The organism is Streptomyces sp. NPDC051822, assembly GCF_044452745.1.
Classification (GTDB): Bacteria; Actinomycetota; Actinomycetes; order Streptomycetales; family Streptomycetaceae; genus Streptomyces.
On sequence record NZ_JBITBZ010000001.1, the window covers coordinates 464515 to 486124 of the forward strand.

Consider the following 21610-nt stretch of genomic DNA (forward strand, 5'->3'; position numbering starts at 1 on the left):
CGGACGGATGTCTGGCCACACCTTTACGGTGATCGCCATGACGACACAAGTGACCTTCCGACAGGCGGACGAGCGCGATCTGGACCTTCTGGTGGGGCTGTTCGACGGGCTGGCCCACTGGATGGTGCGGAACGGGATAGAGCAGTGGAAGCCGGGCGCGAAGGGCGCCGGGCACTTCCGGACGCGGATCGCCGCCGGCGAGGTGTGGCTCGCGTGCCTCGGGGGCCGGGTGGTGGGCGCGTACGAGCTGTGGTGGGAGGACGAGCAGGCCTGGGGCCCGCAGCCGCCGGTCGCCGGTTACGTGCACCGGCTGATGACCGACCGGGAGACGGCGCCCGCCGGCACCGGGCGGGTGCTGCTCGCGCACGCCGAGGAGCGGATCGCGGCCCGGGGGCGGTCGGTCGCCCGGCTGGACTCGATGACGAGCAACCCGCGGCTTCGTACGTACTACGAAGCCGCGGGTTACCGGGTGGTCGGCGAGGAGCCGGGCAAGCTCGCCGCCGACGGCACCCTGTACGGGGTCCTGCTGTGGGAGCGCCAGGTCACCCGGCCTTGAAGACCGCCACCGTCCTGGCCGGGACCGTGAAGGTGCCCGAAGCCGTCTCGTAGGAGGCGGACCTGACGACCATGTCGGTGCCTGCGGCCTGGACGGGGTGGAGGCCGTAGGCCTTGCCCGCCAGGTCCGTGACCTTCTGCGAGGTGCTTCCCGGGGTCGCGTTGAGCACGACCACCAGGTCGCCGAGGCGCATGGTGATCACGCCCGGGGTCTCGTCGCTTCCGGAGAGCGGGAAGGTGAGGGCCTCCTGCACCTGTCCGGCGGTGGCGAGGGAGAACACCGGCTCGGTGGTGCGGATCTTCTGCAGGTCGCGGTAGGCGGCGGAGGCGCCGTCGATCTGCTCGCAGCCGGCCGTCAGGGACGGGTTGACCAGGAGCGGCTTCCCGTAGCCCCACTTGGCCTTGTTGTCGGGGGCCGGCGGGAGGCCGATGCCGAAGCCGTTGCCCTCACGGCAGTCCCAGTGGATCGCGTTGAACCAGTCGCCGCTGTCGTACGAGTTGCGGTCGAGGGACTTGGAGCGCAGCAGGTCCGAGCCGGCCTGGGAGAGCGCCGGGCCCTGCGAGAGGGTCGCGGTCGCCATGGCGAGGACCTGCATGCGGGCGCGGTCCGCGGCCGACGTGCCGGCCGGGAGCTTGAAGGCGAGCGCGTCGTACAGGGTCTCGTTGTCGTGGGCGTCGGCGTAGGCGAGGGCGTCGCCGGGGGCGGCGGCGTATCCGGCCGGGGCGCCGTTGTAGTCGACCTCGGAGCCCTTGACCGTACGGCCCGACGTGTCGGTGAAGGTGTAGCCGGCGAGGTTGCCGGTGAGGCCGACCTTGATCAGGTCCTGGTAGTGGAGGAGCCGGGCCTTCTGCTGCTCGGGGGTGCCGTTGGCGGTGGAGGTGTTGGGGTCGGTGAAGAGGCCGGAGGCGAAGCCCTGGACGCCGGGGTCCTCGTCGAAGGGGCCGCCGCCGCGGACGGCGTCGCGGGCCCGGTCGGAGAAGGTCGCGATGCCGGTGCCGGCCATGTTCTTCTGGGTGGCCTGGACGAAGCGGGAGTCGTCGGCGATCTCTCCGAAGTTCCAGCCTTCGCCGTAGAGGACGATCGCCTTGCCGTCGACGCCGTCCTTCTCGACGGTCAGGGCGTCGAGGGCCTTGCGCACGGCGAGGATGTTGTCCTTGGGGTGGTGGCCCATGAGGTCGAAGCGGAAGCCGTCGACCTTGTAGTCGCGCGCCCAGGTGACGACGGAGTCGACGACGAGCTTGCCCATCATGGCGTTCTCGGGCGCGGTGTTGGCGCAGCAGGTGGAGGTGGCGACGGAGCCGTCGGCCTGGAGGCGCTGGTAGTAGCCGGGCACGATCCGGTCGAGGACGGACTTGTCGGACTGTCCGGCGGCGACGGTGTGGTTGTAGACGACGTCCATGACCGTGCGCAGGCCCTGGCCGTTGAGGGCCTGGACCATCTGCCGGAACTCGACGGTGCGGCGGGTGCCGTTCGGGTCGGTGGCGTAGGAGCCCTCGGGGACGGTGTAGTGCAGCGGGTCGTAGCCCCAGTTGTAGGCGTCCTTCGCCGCGGCGGCGGTGACGCAGGCCTGCTGCTCCTCGGAGTCGGGGGCGTAGACCTTCAGGTCGCAGGCGGGTGTCTGCTGGTCGGACTTCTTCTCGGGGATGGTGCCGATGTCGAAGGCCGGGAGGAGGTGGACGTAGGAGGTGCCGGAGTCGGCGAGCGCCTTGAGGTGCTTCGAGCCCTTGCTGTCCTTGTCGGTGAAGGCGAGGTAGGTGCCCTTGTGGCCGGGCTTCGCCGTCGGGTCCGCGACGGAGAAGTCGCGGATGTGGAGTTCCTGGATCTGGGCGTCGCGCAGCGGCACGGCGGCCGGCTTCCTCAGGCCGTCCCAGCCCTTGGGCTCCAGGGCCGTGTCGGTGAGGTCGACGGCCAGGCTGCGGGCGGAGTCGGTGGTGAGGGCGGTGGAGTAGGGGTCGGTGACCTTGTTGGTGACGACCTTCTGGACGGTGGGCGCCCAGACCTTCACGACGTACCGGTACGGCTTGCCCGTCCAGGTCCTGGGGCCGGTGACGGACCAGACGCCGGAGGAGTCGTCGCGCCGCATGGGCACGGTCCTCCCGTCGAGTTCGAGGGCGACGGACTGGGCGGTGGGGGCCCAGAGGGAGAGGGTGGGGCGGCCGGCGCGGAAGACCGGGCCGAGTGCGGCCTTCGTCGCCTTCGGCGCGTACAGGTCGTCGAGGACGCCCGCCGTCTGGACGCCGGTGGCGGCGAGCAGGGCGCCGTTGGCGGCGCGCTGGGTGGCGATGAGCTGGCCGCGCAGGGAGGCGCGGACGCGGTCGGCGTCACGCGGGTCGACGGTGAACGCCGGGTAGTCCTTGAGGTGCGGGTACTTCGCCTTCTGGGCGTCCGTGAGGGTGGCGGAGGCGAGTCGGAGCCACTGGCCCTCGCTGCTGAGCGACCCGTCGGTGACGGTGATCCCGCCGTCCTTCGCGTACACCAGCTGCTGACTGGTGGCCTCGGTGGCCTTCACCTTCCAGACGACGGTGTTCCGGTCGATCCACTGGGCCTCGGCCTTGGCGAGGTCGAGGTTCGGGGCGCCGCCGACGGTCGGGAGGAGGTACTTCTGCTGTCCGGAGAGCGTCCAGATCTCGTGGCCGTAGGTGGCGAGGTCGAGGGACTGGTCGGTGGGGAGGTCCTTCTCGTCGCCCTTGTGGAGGATGTACGAGAGGGAGGTCGCGCCCTCGGCGAGCGGCACCTCGTAGACGGCGCCGTACGCGTCGGTGCGGACGGGCATGAGGGGCTTGGACCAGTCGGTGGGCTGGGCGGCGCCGGTCCAGGTGTGGAGGCCCCAGCCGTCGTAGTTCCCGTCCGGGCGCTGGTAGTGGATGAGCGCCTTGGTCCTGTCCTGCGGGACGGGGGCCGGGTCGGTGTCGGACTGGCCTTCGGCGCCCTGCGTGATCCAGACCTCGCCGGTGCGGCCGAGGGTGATGCTCCGCTGCGGGCCGTCGGCGGTGCCGTCCTTCTCGACGGTGTACGTGACGGTGGACGCGCCTTCGGGGACCTTGACCCAGGCGAAGGCGCCGTGGGCGTCGCGGCCGGTGAACGCGGCCTCCTGCCCCGCGGCCTTCAGGGTCCAGCCTGCGTAGTCGCCGTCCTGGCGCTTGTAGTGGACGATCGCGTGGGTGCGCTCGACGGCGACCGGCTTCTCGGGGGCCGGGGGCGCGCCGGCGGTGGTGGCGGCGGTGGCGCTCGCGGTGCGGCCGGTGCTGTCGACGACGACGGCCTTGTAGCGGAGCGGGGTGCCGGCGGCGGCGGTCACGTGCTGGGTGACCTTGTAGGGGGCGTGGTCGGCGGTGCCGAGGGTCTGCCAGCGGCCGTTGCCGGTCTGGGCGGCGAAGACGACCCGGTTGAGGCCGCCGCCGGTGACGTCGGCGGTGAGTTCGACGGTGCCGGTGGAGCCGGCGGCCGGGGCCTTGAGGGACACGGCGGGCTCGGCGGCCGGGTTCGCGAGGGGCTTGTCGGCCTTGAGGACCAGGGAGGAGAGGGCCGGGACGGTGACGGTGATCTCGCCGCCGGAAGCGGTCACGGCGCCCTGTCCCCCGTACAGGAAGCGGAGGTTCGCGGAGTCGACGGGGAGGGTGACGGTCTTCGCGGTGGTGGCGCTGTTGGTGGCGACCAGGTACTCGGTCCGCTGCGTGGCGTCCGTACGGGAGAAGGCGTAGACGGAGCCCTCGGCGTACCGTTCCTGCTGGACGCCGTCGCGGAGCGCCGGGTGTTCGCGGGTCAGCTTCGACAGGGCGGCGACGGACCGGTACACCGGGTGCGTGGTGTCGTAGGCGTCGGTGGCGTGGGTGCGGTCGGTGCCGAGCTGGTCGTCGTCGAGGTAGTCGGCGGACCGCGCCGCGAAGAGGGGCTGGCGGGCGTCCTTGTCGCCGCCGGCGCCGGTGAAGCCCTGCTCGTCGCCGGAGTAGATCACCGGGTTGCCGCGGGACAGGAACATCAGCTCGTTGGCGAGGGTGGCCCGGCGCACGAGTTCGGTGTCGGAGGCGTTCGGGTTGTCCTGCTTGAGGAAGGTGCCGATGCGGCCCATGTCGTGGTTGCCGAGGAAGGTCACCTGCTCGTAGGCGTTGGCCTTGTCGGTGGTGTACCGGTAGTCCTCGGCGAAGACCTTGGCGAGGCGGTCGGCTCCGGCGCCCTGGGAGGCGAAGGCGCGGGCCGCGTCCTGGAAGGGGAAGTCGAGGGTGGCGTCGAGCCGGCCCCGGGTGACGTAGGGGGCGGTGACGGTGGTGTCGGCGGAGTAGACCTCGCCGAACATGAAGAAGTCCTCGCGGCCCCGCTCCTTGGCGTACGCGTCGAGGGCGGTGGCCCACTGCGTCCAGAAGTCCAGGTCGACGTGTTTGACGGTGTCGATACGGAAGCCGTCGATCTTGAAGTCGCGGACCCACGTCTCGTAGATCCTCTTCATGCCCTCGACGACCTCGGGGCGCTCGGTCCACAGGTCGTCGAGGCCGACGAAGTCGCCGTACTCGGCGGACTCCCCGGCCCAGGTGGAGTCGCCCCGGTTGTGGTACATCGTGGGGTCGTTGAGCCAGGCCGGGACCTTGGTGTTCGCCTTCTCGACGGGGGTGTACGGGAAGGAGTCCGCGTCCACCTTCCCGATGGCGGCCCGGTCGTCGAAGGGGCGGCCGTCCTTGTCGAGGTACGGGTAGGCGCCCTTGGGGCGGTAGCCGTACTTCTTCTCGGCGTAGTCGACGGTGTCGGCGGTGTGGTTGGTGATGACGTCGAAGAAGACCTTCATGCCCTTGGCGTGGGCGGCGGCGATCAGCTTCTCCAGGTCCTCGTTGGTCCCGAAGTGGGGGTCGACCTGGGTGAAGTCGGTGATCCAGTAGCCGTGGTAGCCGGCGGAGGCGTCCTTCCCCTCCCCCTGGACGGGCCGGTTCTTGAAGATCGGCGCCATCCAGATGGCGGTGGTGCCGAGGCCCTTGATGTAGTCGAGCCGCTGGGTCAGGCCCTTGAGGTCGCCGCCCTGGTAGAAGCCCTTGTCGGTGGGGTCGAAGCCGGTCCGGTCACGGCTGCCGGTGAGGCCGCCGCGGTCGTTGGAGGTGTCGCCGTTGGCGAACCGGTCGGGCAGCACGAAGTAGAACTGCTCGCGGGTGAGGTCCTGGCGGGCGGGCTCGGCCGCGAGTGCCCGGTCGGAGGGCGGCGCGGGGGGCCGGGGCGCGGCGGACGCGGGGACGGCGGGCGCGAGGGCGGCGCACAGGGCGGCGGCGAGCGCGACCGCCGTTCTCTTGCGTGTCACGGGGGTGCTCCCTGGAGGTACGGGAAGGGGGGCCGCCCCGGTGGGGGCGGCCCTGCGGAGAGGGGGAGGCTCAGTTGCGGAAGGTGTCGTTCAGGACGATCTGGCCCGAGGCGGGGACGGTCGCGGTGCGGTTGGCACCGGACTCCCAGGTGACGTTGCCCGCGGCGTCCTTGCGGACGTACTTGTACTCGAAGGCCGTGCCGGCGGGGAGGCCGACGGCGAGCTTCCAGACGGGGTACGTGGCCGGGTCGAGCTTCAGGGCGGCGGCGGTGGACCAGTTGCCGAGCTCGGCGCGGTTGCCGGTGACGTAGATGTTCTGGCCGACCACGGTGGTGGCGTTGACGTTGAACGAGGCGCCGGTGGTGGCGGGCGGGGTCGTCGTCGGCGGCGTGGTGGGGGTGGTGCCGCCGCAGCCGGTGGCGTTGACGTGCAGGGCCAGGGCCGTGTTCGCGGCGAGGGTGGCCGTGAACTGGCCGGACGAGTTCACCGTCACGGGCGTGTTCGACTGGACGTCGCAGTAGGTGCCGCCGGGCAGGGCGGTCTGGTAGGTGCGGGTGAGCGCGGAGGACTCGTGGTTGATGGCCACGTACGCCTTGGAGCCGCGGCCGAACGCGATGGCGTTGTTGCCGTTGTCCCACCAGTTCGTGACGGCCTGGCCGCGCGCGGTGTTGCGGAAGGCCACCATGGAGGAGATCTCGCGCCAGGCGTGCTGGCACTTCCAGCCGTCGGCGTAACAGGCGTTGACCTGGCCGCCGTTGGGCGGGCCCGCGTCCTTGTCGCTCCACTCGTAGCCGGAGTGGACGTCCGGGGAGCCGTAGGGCCAGGCGAGCGCGAAGACGGAGGCGAGGGTGTAGTTCGCGCCGTCCTTGTAGGAGAGGGTGTCTCCGCCGCGCTCGGTGTCGTGGTTGTCGACGAAGACGCCGGACTGGCCGGAGGGCATGTAGCCCCAGGCCTCGCCGAAGTTCTTGAGGTGGGCGAGCTTCTCGCTCTGGACGACGCGCTTGAGGTCGCGGGCGTAGCGGAACTCCTGGACGTCTCCGCTGCCGAGGTACTCGCTCGGGGAGACGGCCTCGCCTGCGCCGTGGATGGCCTCCAGCTTCCAGTACGCGTTCGGGTTCGTCAGCCGGGACTTGATGTTGGCGAGGTCGGCGGCCGGCATGTGCTTGGCGGCGTCGATCCGGAAGCCGTCGACGCCGAGCGAGAGGAGGTCGTTCAGGTAGCCCGCTATCTTGCCGCGGACGTACTCCTCACCCGTGTCGAGGTCGGGGAGCTGGACGAGTTCGCAGTTCTGGACGTTGCCTCGGTCGCCGTAGTTGCTGATCGAGGAGCGGCAGTCGTCCATGTCGGAGCCGGACCAGAGGCCCGGGTAGTCGTACTTGGAGAACGGGGTCCCGCCCGTTCCCGTGCCGGAGCCGTTCGCCATGTGGTTGATGACGGAGTCGGCCACGACCTTGACGCCCGCCGCGTGGCAGGTGTCGATCATGTTCTTGAAGGCGGTGCGGTCGCCGAGACGACCGGCGATCTTATAGCTGACCGGCTGGTACGAGGTCCACCACTGGCCGCCCTGGAGGTGTTCCTGGGGCGGGGAGACCTGCACGTATCCGTATCCGGCGGGGCCCAGGCGGTCGGTGCACTCGCGGGCGACCGAGGCGAAGTTCCATTCGAACATCACCGCGGTGACGTCCTTCTCGCCGGGTGGGGTGGCCTGCGCCGGGGTGTTTCCCGTGACGGCCACAGCGGCGGCTCCCGCCACGAGGGCGAGTGCAGCGGCCACGGTTCTTCTGGCCATGCTTCCTCCTGCTGACTTCACTGTCGCAAGAAGTTGCCGAAAGCTTCAGCAACTGTTTTCAGCCGTGACCGTACGAGTGACCCGACGCCCGGTCAACCCTCCGGACACCTCCGCGTAACTTGTTACGAAAGAGCTTGCAGCCGGGGGGCCTTGGCCGGCGGCTGCGCGGTGGAGCCGCGGACGACCAGTTCCGGCTGGAAGACGAACTCCGTGCGCTGCACCGGATTGCCTTCGATCTCCTCCAGGAGCGCGCCGACGGCGGCCGTGGCCATGGCCTGGACCGGTTGGCGCACGGTGGACAGCGGCGGGCTGGTGAAGGCGATCAGGGGCGAGTCGTCGAAGCCGACGACGGAGACGTCCCCGGGCACGTCGAGACCGCGGGCGCGGACGGCGCGGATCACGCCGAGCGCCATCAGGTCGGAGGCGCAGACGATGCCCGTGCACCCCTCGCGGAGCAGGATGTCGGCGGCGGCGTGGCCGCCCTCGACGCCGAAGAGCGTGGGTCTGATGAACCGTTCCGCGTCAGCCCGCTCGACGCCGAGGAGCTCGTACAGCTCGGCGGCGAAGCCCTCGGCCTTGCGGCGCGAGGGGACGTAGCGGGTGGGGCCGATGGCGAGCCCGATCCGCTCGTGGCCCAGCTCGACGAGGTGGCGTACGGCCATGCGGGCCGCGGCCCGGTCGTCGGGGGAGACGAAGTTGGCGTCGATGTTCTCGTTGTAGCCGTTGATGAGGACGTACGGCACGCCGCGGGCGGTCAGCCGGGCGTAGCGGGCCGGGTCGGCGGAGGCGTCCGCGTGCAGCCCGGAGAGGAAGACGATGCCGGCCACCCCGCGCTCCACGAGCTGCTCGACGAGCTCGTCCTCGGTGGCGCCGCCGGGCATCTGGGTGCAGAGCACCGGGGTGTAGCCGTGCCCGGCGAGGACCTGCTCGACGACCTGCGCGAACGCCGGGAAGATCGGGTTGGTCAGCTCGGGCACGACGAGCCCGACGAGGCCCGCGCTGCGGCGTTTGAGGCGTACGGGACGCTCGTAACCGAGCACGTCGAGGGCCGCGAGCACCTTGTGCCGGGTCGCGCCGGCCACTCCCGCCTTGCCGTTGAGGACCCGGCTGACGGTGGCCTCGCTGACCCCGGACTGGGCCGCGATGTCCGCGAGCCGCGGGGCACCGTTTCCGGTGCCCCGCGGCAGGGGGATCGTCACACCGCCCACCAGACGGTGGTGTCGGCGGGCACGAGTGCCTCGTCGTCGACGATCCGCACTTCCTCGTTGGAGAGGAGATACCGGCCGGGCAGCGGGACGGAGATGGCCCGGCCGGTGGTGTTGGCGGTGCAGACGAAGCCGTCGCGGCGGAAGGAGAGCACACCCTCGGGTGCCTCCAGCCACTGGACGCCTTCGCCCGCACCGAGTTCGGGGCGCTCGCGGCGCACGGCGAGCGCGCTGCGGTACAGCTCCAGGGTGGAGCCGGGGTCGCCGGTCTGGGCCTCGACGCTCAAGTCCCCCCAGGCCGCGGGCTGCGGCAGCCAGGAGCCGCCGTCGCCGAAGCCGTACGAGGAGCCCTCGACGGTCCACGGGATCGGGACCCGGCAGCCGTCGCGGAAGCCGTCCTGGCCGCTGGCCCGCCAGAACGACGGGTCCTGACGGACCTCGTCGGGCAGGTCGGTGACGTCCGGCAGGCCGAGCTCCTCGCCCTGGTAGACGTACGCCGAACCGGGCAGCGCCAGCATCAGCAGGGTCGCGGCGCGGGCCCGGCGCAGACCGAGTGCGCGGTCGCCGGGGGTGCGCAGCTGGGTGCCGAGGCCCGCCGGGTTGGCGAAGCGGGTGGCGTGCCGGGTGACGTCGTGGTTGGACAGCACCCAGGTGGTGGGGGCGCCGACGGGGAGCATCGCCTCCAGCGACTCGTCGATGACGCGGCGCAGCTCGGCGGCGTCCCAGTGGGTGCCCAGGTACTGGAAGTTGAAGGCCTGGTGCATCTCGTCGGGGCGCACGTAGTTCGCGGTGCGGTCGACGGTGGGGGTCCAGGCCTCGGCGACGAGGATGCGCTCGCCGTCGTACTCGGAGAGGACCTGCCGCCAGGAGCGGTAGATCTCGTGGACGCCGTCCTGGTCGAAGAAGGGCATGACGTCGTTGCCGAGCAGCTTCAGCTGGTCGTGGGCGCCGAGGTCGGGGAGGCCCTCGGCCTTGACGAGGCCGTGGGCGACGTCGACGCGGAAGCCGTCGACGCCCATGTCGAGCCAGAAGCGCAGGATCGAGCGGAACTCGTCCCGTACGGCGGGGTGTTCCCAGTTGAAGTCGGGCTGCTCCGGGGCGAACAGGTGCAGGTACCAGTCGCCGGGGGTGCCGTCCGGGTTCTCGGTACGGGTCCAGGCCGGGCCGCCGAAGATGGACTCCCAGTCGTTCGGCGGCAGTTCGCCGTTCTTCCCCTTGCCGGGGCGGAAGTGGTAGCGCTCCCGCAGGACGGACCCGGGGCCCTCGCGCAGCGCGCGCTGGAACCACTCGTGCTGGTCGGAGGAGTGGTTGGGGACCAGGTCGACGATGATGCGCAGGCCCAGTTCGTGGGCGTCGCGGATCACGGCGTCGGCGTCGAGGAGCGAGCCGAACATGGGGTCGATGGCCCGGTAGTCGGCGACGTCGTAGCCGGCGTCGGCCTGCGGCGAGGCGTAGAACGGGGAGAGCCAGACGGCGTCGACGCCGAGTTCCTTGAGGTACGGCAGCCGGCTGCGGATGCCCTCCAGGTCGCCCATGCCGTCACCGTTGCCGTCGGCGAAGCTGCGCGGGTAGACCTGGTAGATCACCGCGTCTCTCCACCAGCCCGTGTGCGTGCCGGTGGTCGGGGCGTCGGCCGGGGTGGCGAGATGCTGGGTCATGTCTTCCCTGGGAGGTAAGGAGGTGCGTACAGGGGTGCGTACAGAAGGGGCGCTCAGGGCCGTCAGCCCTTGACGGCACCGGCTGACATGCCGGTGACCAGGTGCCGCTGGGCGAAGAGGAACACCAGGGCGGCGGGGATGGCGATGAGCACGGAGGCCGCGGCCATCGGGCCCCACTGGGCGCCGTACTGGTTGACGAACTTCTGCAGTCCGCCGGCCAGGGTGAGGTTCTCGTCGCCGACCATGAAGGCGGAGGCGTAGGCCACCTCGCCCCAGGCGGTGATGAAGGAGTAGAAGGCGGTGACGGCGATGCCCGGCTTGGCCAGCGGCAGGATCAGCCGCCAGAAGGTGCCGAACGGGGTGAGGCCGTCGACGTAGCCGGACTCGTCGATCTCGCGCGGGATGGTGTCGAAGAAGCCCTTCATCATCCACGCGCAGAACGGGACCGCGATCGTCAGGTACGTGATGACCAGGCCGACGGGCTGATTGAGCAGGCCCATCGACGCCATGATGTTGTAGATCGGCACGATGAGGACGGCGACCGGGAACATCTGGGTGATGAGCAGCGTCCACATCAGGCCGCGCTTGCCGGGGAAGCGGAAGCGGCTGACGGCGTAGCCCGTGGTGGCGGAGATGAAGACGCCGATGACGGTGGTGAGACCGGCGACGAGCAGCGAGTTGGCGAACCAGGTCAGGAACGGGGTGTCGTTCAGGAGGTTCGTGTAGTTCGCGAGCGTCGTCTCCTTGAAGAAGTCCGTCGTCGTGGCGTACTGCGCCGGCTTGAGCGAGGTCAGCAGGACCCACAGCACGGGGAAGACGGCGATCACGGACGCCACGATCAGCGTGACGTGCAGCGCGACCGAGGCGAGCGGCGAACGGCGGCCGCGGACCTGGATGTTCTCGGTGGGGACGGGGGTCGTGGTGGTCACCAGACTTCTCCCTGCTTGCGGAGGACGCGCTGGTAGATCGCGGCGAAGATCATCAGGAGGACCAGGATGAGGACGCCCCACGTGGACGACTGGGCGAAGTCGCGCGGGCTGATCTCGAAGGAGAACTTGTACGCCTGGGTGACGAGGATCTGGGTGGCCTCGCCGGGTCCGCCCCGGGTGAGCAGGAAGATCACCGGGAACATGTTGAAGGTCCAGATGGTGGAGAGCAGGATCACCGTCGTGGACACCGAGCTGAGCCCGGGCATGGTGATGTGCCGGAAGCGCTGCCAGGCGTTGGCGCCGTCCATCTCGGCGGCCTCGTACAGCTCGCCGGGGATGGACTGGAGCCCGCCGAGGAGGGCGACCATCATGAACGGGATGCCGAGCCAGACGTTCACGAGGATGACCGAGAACTTGGCCCAGGTGGGGTCGTTCAGCCACGGGACGGCGTCGATGCCGCCGCCGGCGAGGATCTGGTTGAGGAGACCGTTGTCCTGGTTGTAGAGGAAGCGCCAGGCGAAGACCGAGACGAAACCGGGCACGGCCCAGGGCAGGATGAGCAGCATCCGGTAGACGGAGCGGCCGGCGATCCTGCGGTTGAGGACGTTGGCGAGACTCAGGCCGAGGACGAAGGTGATCGCCACACAGGACACGGTCCAGAGGATCGTCCAGCCGAGCGTCGCGAGGAACTGGCTGCCGGTGATCGCGTCGGCGTAGTTGTCCAGGCCGACGAACTCGTAGGTGGCCGGGATCTCGTTGACACCGATCGAGCGGGCGACGTTCCGCTCGTTGGCGTTCGTCAACGACAGGTAGACGCCGCGGACCAGCGGGTAACCGATGATCACGGCGATCACGACGGTCACCGGGGCGACCATCGCCCAGGCGTACCAGTGGGTGGAGAGGGAGCGCTTCTTCGCCGCGCGCCGGGGCTTACCAGTTCCGCGGCTCCGGCCGCGGGCGACGCTGTCGCCCGCGGCCTTCACCACCGACTGGCTGGGGGTGTCCACAGCCATCAGCCGGCCTGCCTTCCTGTTACTTCCAGTCCTTCAGGAGCTTGCGGTAGGCGTCGCCCGTCGCCTTGGCTCCCGCGTCCGGGGTGGTCTGGCCGGTGAGGACCTTGGTGTACTCGGTGACGAGCGGCGCGAAGAGGCTGCCGGTCTCCGGGATCCAGGGGCGCTCGACGGCCTTGTCGACGACCGGCTTGAAGAAGGTGATCATCTCGTTGGTCGCCACGTCCGGCTTGATGTAGACGGACTCGCGGGTCGGGAGGAGGCTGAGCTCCTTCGCGACCGTCGCCTGGGTCTCGGCCGAGGTCATGTAGTCGGCGAAGGCGTAGGAGGCGTCGAGGTTCTTGGAGCCCGCGTAGACGGCGAGGTTGTGACCGCCCTGCGGGGCACCCTGGCCGGCCGAACCGGCCGGGACCGGGGCGATGCCCAGGTTGGCCTTGTCGGTGAACTCCTTGCCGGCGTAGGTGTCGGAGACGGCCCACGGGCCGTTGATCATCATGGCGACCTTGCCGTCCTTGAAGGCCGTCTGCATGTTGTTCCAGCCGTCGGTCGCGTCGGTCTTGGCCGCGCCCGAGTCCACCAGGTCCTTGACGACCTTGAAGGCCTTCACACCGGCGGCGTTGTCGACGGTGATCGACTTCTTCTCGGCGTCGACGAGGTCGCCGCCCTCGCCGTACAGGAAGGAGAGGAACCAGTAGGCGTCGTCGCCGCGCAGGTACAGGCCGGGGTTGCCGGTCTTCTGCTTGATCTTGGCGGAGACGGTCTTGAGCTCGTCGATGGTCTTGGGGACCTCGACGCCGGCCTCCTTGAAGATCTTCTTGTTGTAGAAGATGCCCATGGAGTCGATGACCTGCGGGACGCCGTAGGTCTTGCCCTTGTACTGGGTGGAGGCGGCGGCCTGCTTGAGGAAGTCCTCGTTGTTCTTCAGGGCCGCGGTGCCGTCGAGCGGGGCGAGGTAGCCGAGGTCCGCGAACTCGGGGGTCCAGGCGACCTCGGAGCGGATGACGTCGGGGGCGCCGGAACCGGACTGCGCGGCGTTCTTGAACTTGTTCTGCGCCTCACCGAACGGCACGTTCACGTACTTGACGGTGACCTTGGGGTGCTTCTTCTCGAAGTCCTCGGCGATCTTCTTGAAGACCTTGTCCTCGGAGCCGACCGTAGAGGTGTCCCACCAGGTCACGGTGCCGGAGAGCTCGCCCGAGCTCTTGGAGCCGCCGCCGTTCGAACCGCTGTCGCTCCCGCACGCCGCCAGGGTCACGCCCAGGGCCGCGACCAGAGCGGTGGCCGCTATGCCACGCCGCATGTGAACTCCTTCAACTGATCCCGGGGGGACGAGGGGCTGGAACCTTCCTCATTGCGACCGCTCCCTCGCGGCGCTCCGGGTTGCCAGGAACGTAACAAAGATGAAAACGAGCCGAAAGACCTTGCGAGAACTTTCTGCAAGCACCGGCGATCGTTACATCGACGTGTCCCTAAGGTTGCCATCGCATCGCTTGACACCAGGTGACACACGCCTCTCGCGCGCCCTCCGGTGTCCGCGTGCGCCCCGTGACCGACCCCGTACGCCCTGCAAGGACTGCAAGACCTTGCGAGGTGGCTTGCATCATCCGTGCGGTGGGCAATACGCCGCGTGACCGGTACAGTCCATCCCCATGACCGCGCGGCTTTCCGACATCGCAGCCCAGGCGGGGGTCAGTGAGGCCACAGTCAGCCGCGTGCTCAACGGCAAGCCCGGCGTGGCCACGGCCACCCGTGAATCCGTCCTCGCCGCGCTCGACGTGCTCGGCTACGAGCGGCCCGTACGACTGCGCCAGCGCAGCGCGGGGCTCGTCGGCCTCATCACCCCCGAACTGGACAACCCGATCTTCCCCGCGCTCGCGCAGGTCATCGGGCAGGCCCTGACCCGGCAGGGCTACACGCCGGTCCTCGCCACCCAGACCCCCGGCGGGTCCACCGAGGACGAGCTCACCGACATGCTGGTGGAGCGCGGCGTCGCCGGCATCATCTTCGTCTCCGGACTGCACGCCGACACGACCGCCGACATGACCCGCTACGACCAGCTGCGCGGCAAGGGCGTCCCGTACGTCCTCCTCAACGGCTTCTCCCCCAAGGTCCAGGCGCCCTTCGTCTCCCCCGACGACCGGGCCGCGATGCGGCTCGCCGTGACGCACCTGGCCTCGCTCGGGCACACACGGATCGGGCTCGCCGTGGGACCGAAGCGGTTCGTGCCGGTGCTCCGCAAGATAGAGGGCTTCCAGCAGGGCATGGCGGAGCGCTTCGGCCTCAGCCCCGAGGAGTCCGAGGAACTGATCCAGCACTCCCTGTACACCCTGGAGGGCGGCCAGGCGGCGGCCGGGGCGCTGATCTCCCGGGGCTGCACGGCGGTCGTCTGCGCGAGCGACATGATGGCGCTCGGCGCGATCAGGGCCGCCCGGCAGCAGGGCCTCGACGTGCCGCGGGACGTCTCCGTCGTCGGTTTCGACGACTCTCCCCTCATAGCGTTCACCGATCCGCCGCTGACCACCATCCGGCAGCCCGTGCAGGCGATGGGACAGGCCGCGGTCCGCGCGCTGCTCGAAGAGGTGGGGGGCACACCGGCCCCGCACTCGGAGTTCGTCTTCATGCCTGAGCTGGTCGTTCGCGGTTCAACGGCCTCGGCTCCCTCTCGTCCCTGAGGGCTCCTCCCTGAGGGGGAGCGGGTGCGCCCGTCACCCGTCCGTAGGATGATCGGTCGGGGGGAGGGGATCTGGCACACTCTCTGCCTATGGGTGAAACGACCGTGAAGAGTTTGGACGACCGGACGACCCCGTCGTCACCCACTGTGGCCGACGGCAGGCTGTCGCGGCTGCGGACGCGCGGGCCCCGGCGCCCCACGATCTGGTTCGAGATCCTGCTCATCGCGGTGAGCTACTGGACGTACTCCCTCATCCGCAACGCGGTGCCGGAGCAGAAGGCCCAGGCGTTCAAGAACGCCGACTGGATCTGGCAGGCCGAGCAGTCCATCGGCCTGGCCTTCGAGCACACCGTCAACCACGCCGTGAACTCGGTGACCTGGCTGATCGTCTCGATGAACTACTACTACGCCACGCTGCACTTCATCGTGACCATCGGTGTACTCGTATGGCTCTACCGATGGCATCCGGGCCGTTACGGGGCGTTCCGTACCGTTCTGTTCGCCACCACCGGTGTGGCGCTGGTCGGTTACTACCTGTACCCGCTCGCGCCGCCCCGGCTCATGACCGACCTGAACTTCGTCGACACGGTCCTCGTGCACGAGACCTGGGGCTCGATGGCCTCGGGGAACCTCAAGCACGTGTCGAACCAGTACGCGGCGATGCCGTCGATGCACATCGGCTGGTCGCTCTGGTGCGGGCTGACCATCTTCCTGCTGGCCAAGGCGCCCTGGGCGAAGATGCTGGGCGTGCTCTACCCGGTGGCGACGCTCGTGGTGATCGTCGCCACCGCGAACCACTTCTGGCTGGACGCGGTCGGCGGCATGATCTGCCTCGCCTTCGGCTTCCTCGTCTCGTACTTCTGGTACGGCTCCCGGCCGCACCACCTGCCCAAGCTGGTGGAGCCGGCGGCGCCGATCGCCGCGGGCGGTCCGCCCCGGGCGAAGGGGACGGACCGCGAGAGCGCGGCGGCCGACGAGGCCACCGGCGATACGGGCGAGCCGACGGAACAGCCGCGGGTCACCTCCGGCAGGTGACCTGACCAGGCCCCGCCGGCGACGGCGGGGCCTGATCGGCCAGACACCCCTGGCCCCGTAGAACAGCTCGTCAGCCCCCGTAGAACAGCTCGTCGACGACGGCCCTGGCCCGGCGGGTGATCCGGCGGTAGTCGTCCACCAGCTCACCGACGCGCCCTGGGCCGTACCCCAGGTACCGCCCCACCGCCGCCAGCTCCCGCGGGTCCGAAGGGAAGGTGTCGCCGGGCCGGCCGCGGACCAGCATGACCGCGTTGCGGACGCGACTGGCCAGGACCCAGGCCTCGTCCAGGGTCTGCGCCTCCTCCGCCGCCATCAGGCCCGCGGCGTGCGCCGCCCGGAGCGCCTCGCGGGTCCGGGTCGTCCGCAGCCCCGGCTCGGCCCAGCCGTGCCGCATCTGGAGCAGCTGGACCGTCCACTCGACGTCGCTCAGGCCGCCGCGCCCCAGCTTGGCGTGGAGCGTCGGGTCGGCGCCGCGTGGCAGCCGCTCGGACTCCATCCGGGCCTTGAGGCGGCGGATCTCGCGGACCGCGTCCTCGCCGAGGCCCTCCGCGGGATAGCGCAGCGGGTCGACGAGCGCGATGAACCGCTCCCCGAGCTCCCGGTCGCCCGCCATGGGGGCGGCGCGCAGCAGCGCCTGGCTCTCCCAGACGAGGGACCAGCGGCGGTAGTAGGCCTCGTACGACTTCAGGGTGCGGACCATGGGGCCGCTCTTGCCCTCCGGCCTGAGGTCCGCGTCGATCAGCAGCGGCGGGTCGGCGGTCGGCAGCTGGAGGAGCCTGCGCATCTCGGCGACCACCCGGTTCGCGGCCCTGGCCGCCTCCTGCTCGTCGCCCCCCTCGCGCGGCTCGTGCACGAACAGGACGTCGGCGTCGGAGCCGTACCCCAGCTCGTGACCGCCGAAGCGGCCCATGCCGATGACCGCGAACCGGGTGGGCAGCTCCTCGCCCCACTCGGCGCGCACGGCGGCCCGCAGGGCGCCGGCGATCGTCGCCGCGTTGAGATCGGTGACGGCGTCCCCCACCCGGTCGACCAGGGCGCCGGGATCGCGTTCGCGGGGGTTGTCCTCCGTGCCGTACGAGCCGATGAGGTCGGCCGCCGCGGTACGGAACAGCTCCCTGCGGCGCACCCCGCGCGCCGCCGCGACCGCCTGCTCGGCGTCGCCCGCCCGGCCCACCGCCGCCAGGACCTCCTGCTCCAGATGGTCCCGGCCGCGCGGCTTCAGCCCCTCCGGGTCGCCGAGGAGCGCGACCGCCTCCGGGGCGCGGAGCAGCAGGTCGGGGGTGAGCCGGCCGGCCGACAGCACCCGGGCGAGGTTCTCGGCCGCGGCGCCCTCGTCCCTGAGGAGCCGCAGGTACCAGGGGGTCTTGCCGAGCGCGTCCGAGACCTTGCGGAAGCCCAGCAGGCCGGCGTCCGGGTCGGCGGAGTCCGCGAACCAGCCGAGCAGCACCGGCAGCAGCGTCCGCTGGATCGCGGCCTTCCGGCTCACGCCGGAGGCCAGCGCCTCCAGGTGCCGCAGGGCGGCGGCGGGGTCCTCGTACCCCAGCGCTTCGAGCCGCTGTCCGGCCGCCTTCGGGCTGAGCCGGATCTCGCCGGGGGCGAGCTGGGCGACGGCGTCGAGCAGCGGCCGGTAGAAGAGCTTCTCGTGGAGGCGGCGGACGACGGCGGCGTGCCGCTTCCACTCCTTGTTCAGCCCGGCGACCGGGTCGGTGCGCAGTCCGAGCGAACGGCCGAGGCGGCGCAGGCCGGGCTCGTCCTCGGGGACGAGATGGGTGCGGCGCAGCCGGTACAGCTGGATGCGGTGCTCCATGGCCCGCAGGAAGCGGTACGCCTCGTCGAGCTGGGCGGCGTCGGCCCGGCCGACGTAGCCGCCGGCGGCGAGGGCGGCGAGCGCGTCGAGGGTGGTGGCGCTGTGCAGTCCCGCGTCGCTGCGGCCGTGCACGAGCTGGAGGAGCTGTACGGCGAACTCGACGTCCCGCAGACCGCCGGGGCCGAGCTTCAGCTCGCGGTCGATCTGGGCGGCGGGGATGTTGTCGACGACGCGGCGGCGCATCTTCTGCACGTCGGGGACGAAGTTCTCGCGCTCGGCGGCCTGCCAGACGAGCGGGGAGACGGCGTCGATGTACTGGGCGCCGAGCTCCGGGTCGCCGGCCACGGCGCGTGCCTTCAGGAGGGCCTGGAACTCCCAGGTCTTCGCCCAGCGCTGGTAGTAGGCGAGGTGGGAGGAGAGCGTACGGACGAGGGGGCCGTTGCGGCCCTCGGGGCGGAGGTTGGCGTCGACCGGCCAGATGGTGCCCTCGATGTTCGTCTCGGAGCAGATCCGCATCAGGTGGGAGGCGAGCCGGGTCGCGGCCTGCAGCGCCTTCCCTTCGTCGGCGCCCTCCATCGGCTCCGCCACGAAGATCACGTCCACGTCCGAGACGTAGTTCAGCTCGTGGCCGCCGCACTTGCCCATCGCGATCACCGCGAGCCGGCACTGGGCGGCGTCGGCGGGCTCGGCGGAACGGGCGATGGCGAGCGCGGCGCGCAGGGTGGCCGTCGCCAGGTCCGCGAGCTCGGCGGCGGTCTCGGCGACGTCGATGGTGCCGCACACGTCACGGGCCGCTATGGCGAGCAGGCAGCGGCGGTAGGCGACCCGCAGCGTGACCGCGTCGACGGCCTCGGCGAGCCCCCGCTCGAACTCCGCGACCCCCGGGTGCAGGTCGACCGCCTCGTACGTGACGAGGGACTCCCAGTCGCGGGGGTGCCGGGCCAGGTGGTCGGCGAGCGCCTCTGAGGCGCCGAGCACCCCGAGGAGCCGGTCACGGAACGGCTTGGCGGAGAGCAGCGTGGTCGTGAACGTCTGCCGTTCGGTCTCCGGCTGTGCCTCGGCCAGCCGGACCAGGCCGCGCAGGGCGAGGTCGGGGTCGGCCGTGGCCCCGAGGGCGTCGAGGAGGACGGAGTCGCCGCGCAGGGCGGACAGCTCGGGCACGTCCAGGAGCCGCTCGGCCGCGGAGGGGTCGGTGAACCCGTGCCGCAGCAGACGTGAGAAGGTGCTGCTCCTGCGCCCCGGCACCGTCATTCCGCCGCTCCCTCCGTGCAGGTCGACCCCGGGTGGTGACCGGGCGGATCGAGCCTATCCGGAGCGGGGGGCGGGGGCGGCCGGGCCTTCGGTTCGCAGCGGATCACACGTGACGTCTCGCACATTGATCGCTTTTCGGGCCCGATGAACCGTATTTCTTGAAAGTCCGTCTTGCTGGTTCCGAGGGTCCGCCCCGCTCGTGGGCGGACCTCCGCCGCCTCTCTCCTGCCCTCCCTCTGTCGAAAGCGCGCCGCCGAACATGCCCGTCCGCCCCCGTCGCCGTCTCCTCCCGTCCCCCCGCAGGGCCGCCTCCGTGGGCGTGACCGCCGTCCTGGTGGGCGGCACCTTCGCCGGACTGCTGTCGGTGACGGGAGCGCCCCGGACGCCGACGGCACACGCGGCGCAGCCGAAGGCGAAGACGCCGGTGCCTTCCCAGGCGGGGCCTTCGCAGCCCGTGCGGGCCCCGAAGGCGCCCACGTCGGTCGTGCAGATCGTGGCGCACCCGGACGACGACCTGTTCTTCATGAACCCGGACGTCTCCCAGTCCCTCCGCTCCGGCAGCCCCCTGACCTCCGTCTACCTCACGGCCGGCGAGTCGGACGGCGTCAACGCGCGCCCGCGCGACGCCGCCCGGACCCTGGCCGACAAGGCGGACTACGCCGAGGCCCGGCAGAACGGCATCCGTGCCGCGTACGCCGAGATGGCGACCGGCAGCCGGACCAGCCCCTGGGAGCGGGTCGCGATCCCCACGGCCGGCGGCGCGACCGCCGAGATGGACACGCTGCGCGCCGATCCGCAGGTCAAGCTGGTGTGGCTGCAGATACGCGAGGCCGGTTCGACCACCGGCGACCGCCCGCACAGCCTCAACGGCCTCTGGCACGGCCGGATCCCCGCGCTCGGCTCCCAGCGCTCCTCCGGCACCCCGGTCGGCGCCGACTTCACGTACACGAAGGACCAGGTCGTGGCGACGATCGCGGGGCTGCTCGACCGGTTCCGGCCGACCTTCGTCCGGATGCAGGACCCGAGCCCGGGCACGTACCCGGAGACGGGGAAGCTCAGGGACCACCAGGACCACCTGTACGGGGCGAGGTTCACGCAGGCCGCGCTCGCCCGGTACGCCGAGGTCCCCGGGCATCCGCACGTCGGCGTGCAGAACTACCTCGGCTACCCCACCAGCCTCCTGCCGCACACGCTCGACCCCGAGACGGCGGGCGCGAAGCTGAAGACCCTGGAGACGTACGCCTGGCTCGACGGCGTCAACGACTGCGGGACCGCCGCCGGCTGCGGGGACCTCAAGGTGGCCGCGCGGCCCGGCGGGCGCGGCTGGACCCAGACCGTCCGGTACGCCCGGGGCACCTCCACCTCCTGGGTGCAGCGGGACGGGGACGGCGGGCTCCACGCCTTCTCCGTCCTCGACGGCCGGCTCGCGGCCTGGCGCAAGCCCGCGGACGGCGGCGCGTGGCGCGGCCCGACGCTGCTGCCCGGCGGCGGCCTGGACAGCGGGGTCACCTCCGTGGCCCTGCCCGACGGCCGTATCGCGGTCTTCGGCACCAGGACGGTCCTCGCGGACGGCCCGGCCGGCTACCGGCGCGAGGTCGTCACCACCGCGCAGGCGGCGCCGGGCGGCGTCTTCGCCGCGTGGCGCTCCCTCGGCACGCCCGAACGGGGCGACACGGACGGGACGTCGGACATCAGCGCGCCCGCCGTGACCGTGGCCGGTGACGGCCGGGCGACCGTGCTGCTGCGGGACAGCCGGCACCGGCTGACGGCCCGCGAGCAGCTCGCCGACGGCGGCTGGGGGCCGTGGCGGGTGCTCGGCGGCACGGACGTGTACGGCGATCCGGTCGCGGCGACGGACGGGACCGGGCGCGGATACGTCTTCGCGAGCACCCCGAAGACCGTCCTGGCGTGGGCGCAGCAGCGACCCGGCGGGCCGCTCACCGGTCCGGTGCGGACGGGACTTCCGGCGACGACGCTCGCGCTGAGCGCGAGCGCGGCGCCCGACGGCGACGGGGTACGGCTCTGGTTCCGCAAGCCGTCCTCCGGCGACCTGCGCAGCGCCGACTTCTCGGGCGTCGCCCCGGTCTCGCCGGTCACGGAGCTGCCGGGCGCGGGCGTCGCGGGCTTCGGCCCGGTGAGCGGGGGCGACGGCCTGCTTGCGGTCCGCTCGCGGACGGGCTTCCTGGCGACGGCGCCGCACGGCCGGACGGGGGCGCGGCCGGTGTGGAGCCTTGAGGGGTTCCTGTTCTCGGGGGCGCCGGACGCGGGGACGGACGGGGTGGCGGCGATCGGTCTGGACGGCCGGCTGCACTGGACGCCGGCGGAGCGCTGAGTTCCTCGCGGGGGGCGGCTGGGTTCCTCGGGGGCGTACGCCGAGAAGTAGGGACCGGACTGGCGATTCGAGGTGCGCCAGGGGGTGTT

12 protein-coding genes are annotated in these 21610 nt (G+C 71.3%); 4 read left to right on the forward strand and 8 right to left on the reverse strand.

All coding sequences use genetic code 11. From position 1 onward, the window contains the following. Positions 1-37 precede the first annotated feature (37 nt). Positions 38-556, forward strand: coding sequence for a GNAT family N-acetyltransferase (locus ACIA8N_RS02115; RefSeq protein WP_365777196.1), 519 nt, complete (start codon positions 38-40; stop codon positions 554-556). Here the strand turns inward: ACIA8N_RS02115 and pulA are convergent. The 7 genes from pulA to ACIA8N_RS02150 all read right to left on the reverse strand — a co-directional run bounded on the left by pulA (position 543) and on the right by ACIA8N_RS02150 (position 13725). After that, on the reverse strand, positions 543-5834 hold the full coding sequence (pulA, locus tag ACIA8N_RS02120; RefSeq protein ID WP_365777198.1) for a pullulanase-type alpha-1,6-glucosidase: 5292 nt from the start codon (positions 5832-5834) through the stop codon (positions 543-545). The genes ACIA8N_RS02115 and pulA overlap by 14 nt on opposite strands. Positions 5835-5904: 70 nt before the next feature. Further along, on the reverse strand, positions 5905-7623 hold the full coding sequence (locus ACIA8N_RS02125; RefSeq protein ID WP_365777200.1) for a carbohydrate-binding module family 20 domain-containing protein: 1719 nt from the start codon (positions 7621-7623) through the stop codon (positions 5905-5907). 122 nt (positions 7624-7745) lie between these two features. Beyond that, on the reverse strand, positions 7746-8831 hold the full coding sequence (locus ACIA8N_RS02130) for a LacI family DNA-binding transcriptional regulator (protein ID WP_365777202.1): 1086 nt from the start codon (positions 8829-8831) through the stop codon (positions 7746-7748). Next, on the reverse strand, positions 8819-10486 hold the full coding sequence (locus ACIA8N_RS02135; protein WP_365777204.1) for an alpha-amylase family glycosyl hydrolase: 1668 nt from the start codon (positions 10484-10486) through the stop codon (positions 8819-8821). Before ACIA8N_RS02135 ends, ACIA8N_RS02130 begins: the two co-directional genes overlap by 13 nt. Positions 10487-10548: 62 nt before the next feature. Continuing rightward, the gene (locus ACIA8N_RS02140; RefSeq protein WP_365777640.1) at positions 10549-11418 is read right to left on the reverse strand and encodes a carbohydrate ABC transporter permease; all 870 of its coding nucleotides are present in this window, start codon (positions 11416-11418) and stop codon (positions 10549-10551) included. Next, on the reverse strand, positions 11412-12428 hold the full coding sequence (locus ACIA8N_RS02145) for a carbohydrate ABC transporter permease (protein ID WP_030208160.1): 1017 nt from the start codon (positions 12426-12428) through the stop codon (positions 11412-11414). Before ACIA8N_RS02145 ends, ACIA8N_RS02140 begins: the two co-directional genes overlap by 7 nt. Positions 12429-12447: 19 nt before the next feature. Beyond that, complete coding sequence (locus ACIA8N_RS02150) at positions 12448-13725, reverse strand: extracellular solute-binding protein (RefSeq protein ID WP_365777207.1); 1278 nt, start codon at positions 13723-13725, stop codon at positions 12448-12450. Between the two features lie 349 nt (positions 13726-14074). Between ACIA8N_RS02150 and ACIA8N_RS02155 the strand changes: the two genes are divergently transcribed. Then, entirely contained in the window at positions 14075-15097 is a 1023-nt protein-coding gene (locus tag ACIA8N_RS02155) for a LacI family DNA-binding transcriptional regulator (protein WP_365777209.1), read from the forward strand. A gap of 89 nt (positions 15098-15186) precedes the next feature. Beyond that, complete coding sequence (locus ACIA8N_RS02160) at positions 15187-16131, forward strand: phosphatase PAP2 family protein (RefSeq protein WP_365777211.1); 945 nt, start codon at positions 15187-15189, stop codon at positions 16129-16131. Between the two features lie 70 nt (positions 16132-16201). Here the strand turns inward: ACIA8N_RS02160 and ACIA8N_RS02165 are convergent, their stop codons facing one another. Continuing rightward, positions 16202-19189: a bifunctional [glutamine synthetase] adenylyltransferase/[glutamine synthetase]-adenylyl-L-tyrosine phosphorylase gene (locus ACIA8N_RS02165; protein WP_365777213.1), complete on the reverse strand. Its 2988-nt coding sequence runs from the start codon at positions 19187-19189 to the stop codon at positions 16202-16204. Positions 19190-19502: 313 nt separating this feature from the next. On the opposite strand from ACIA8N_RS02165, the gene ACIA8N_RS02170 reads away from it, so the two are divergent. Next, positions 19503-21521, forward strand: a complete 2019-nt coding sequence (locus ACIA8N_RS02170) for a PIG-L family deacetylase (RefSeq protein WP_365777215.1) — start codon at positions 19503-19505, stop codon at positions 21519-21521. Positions 21522-21610: the final 89 nt, after the last annotated feature.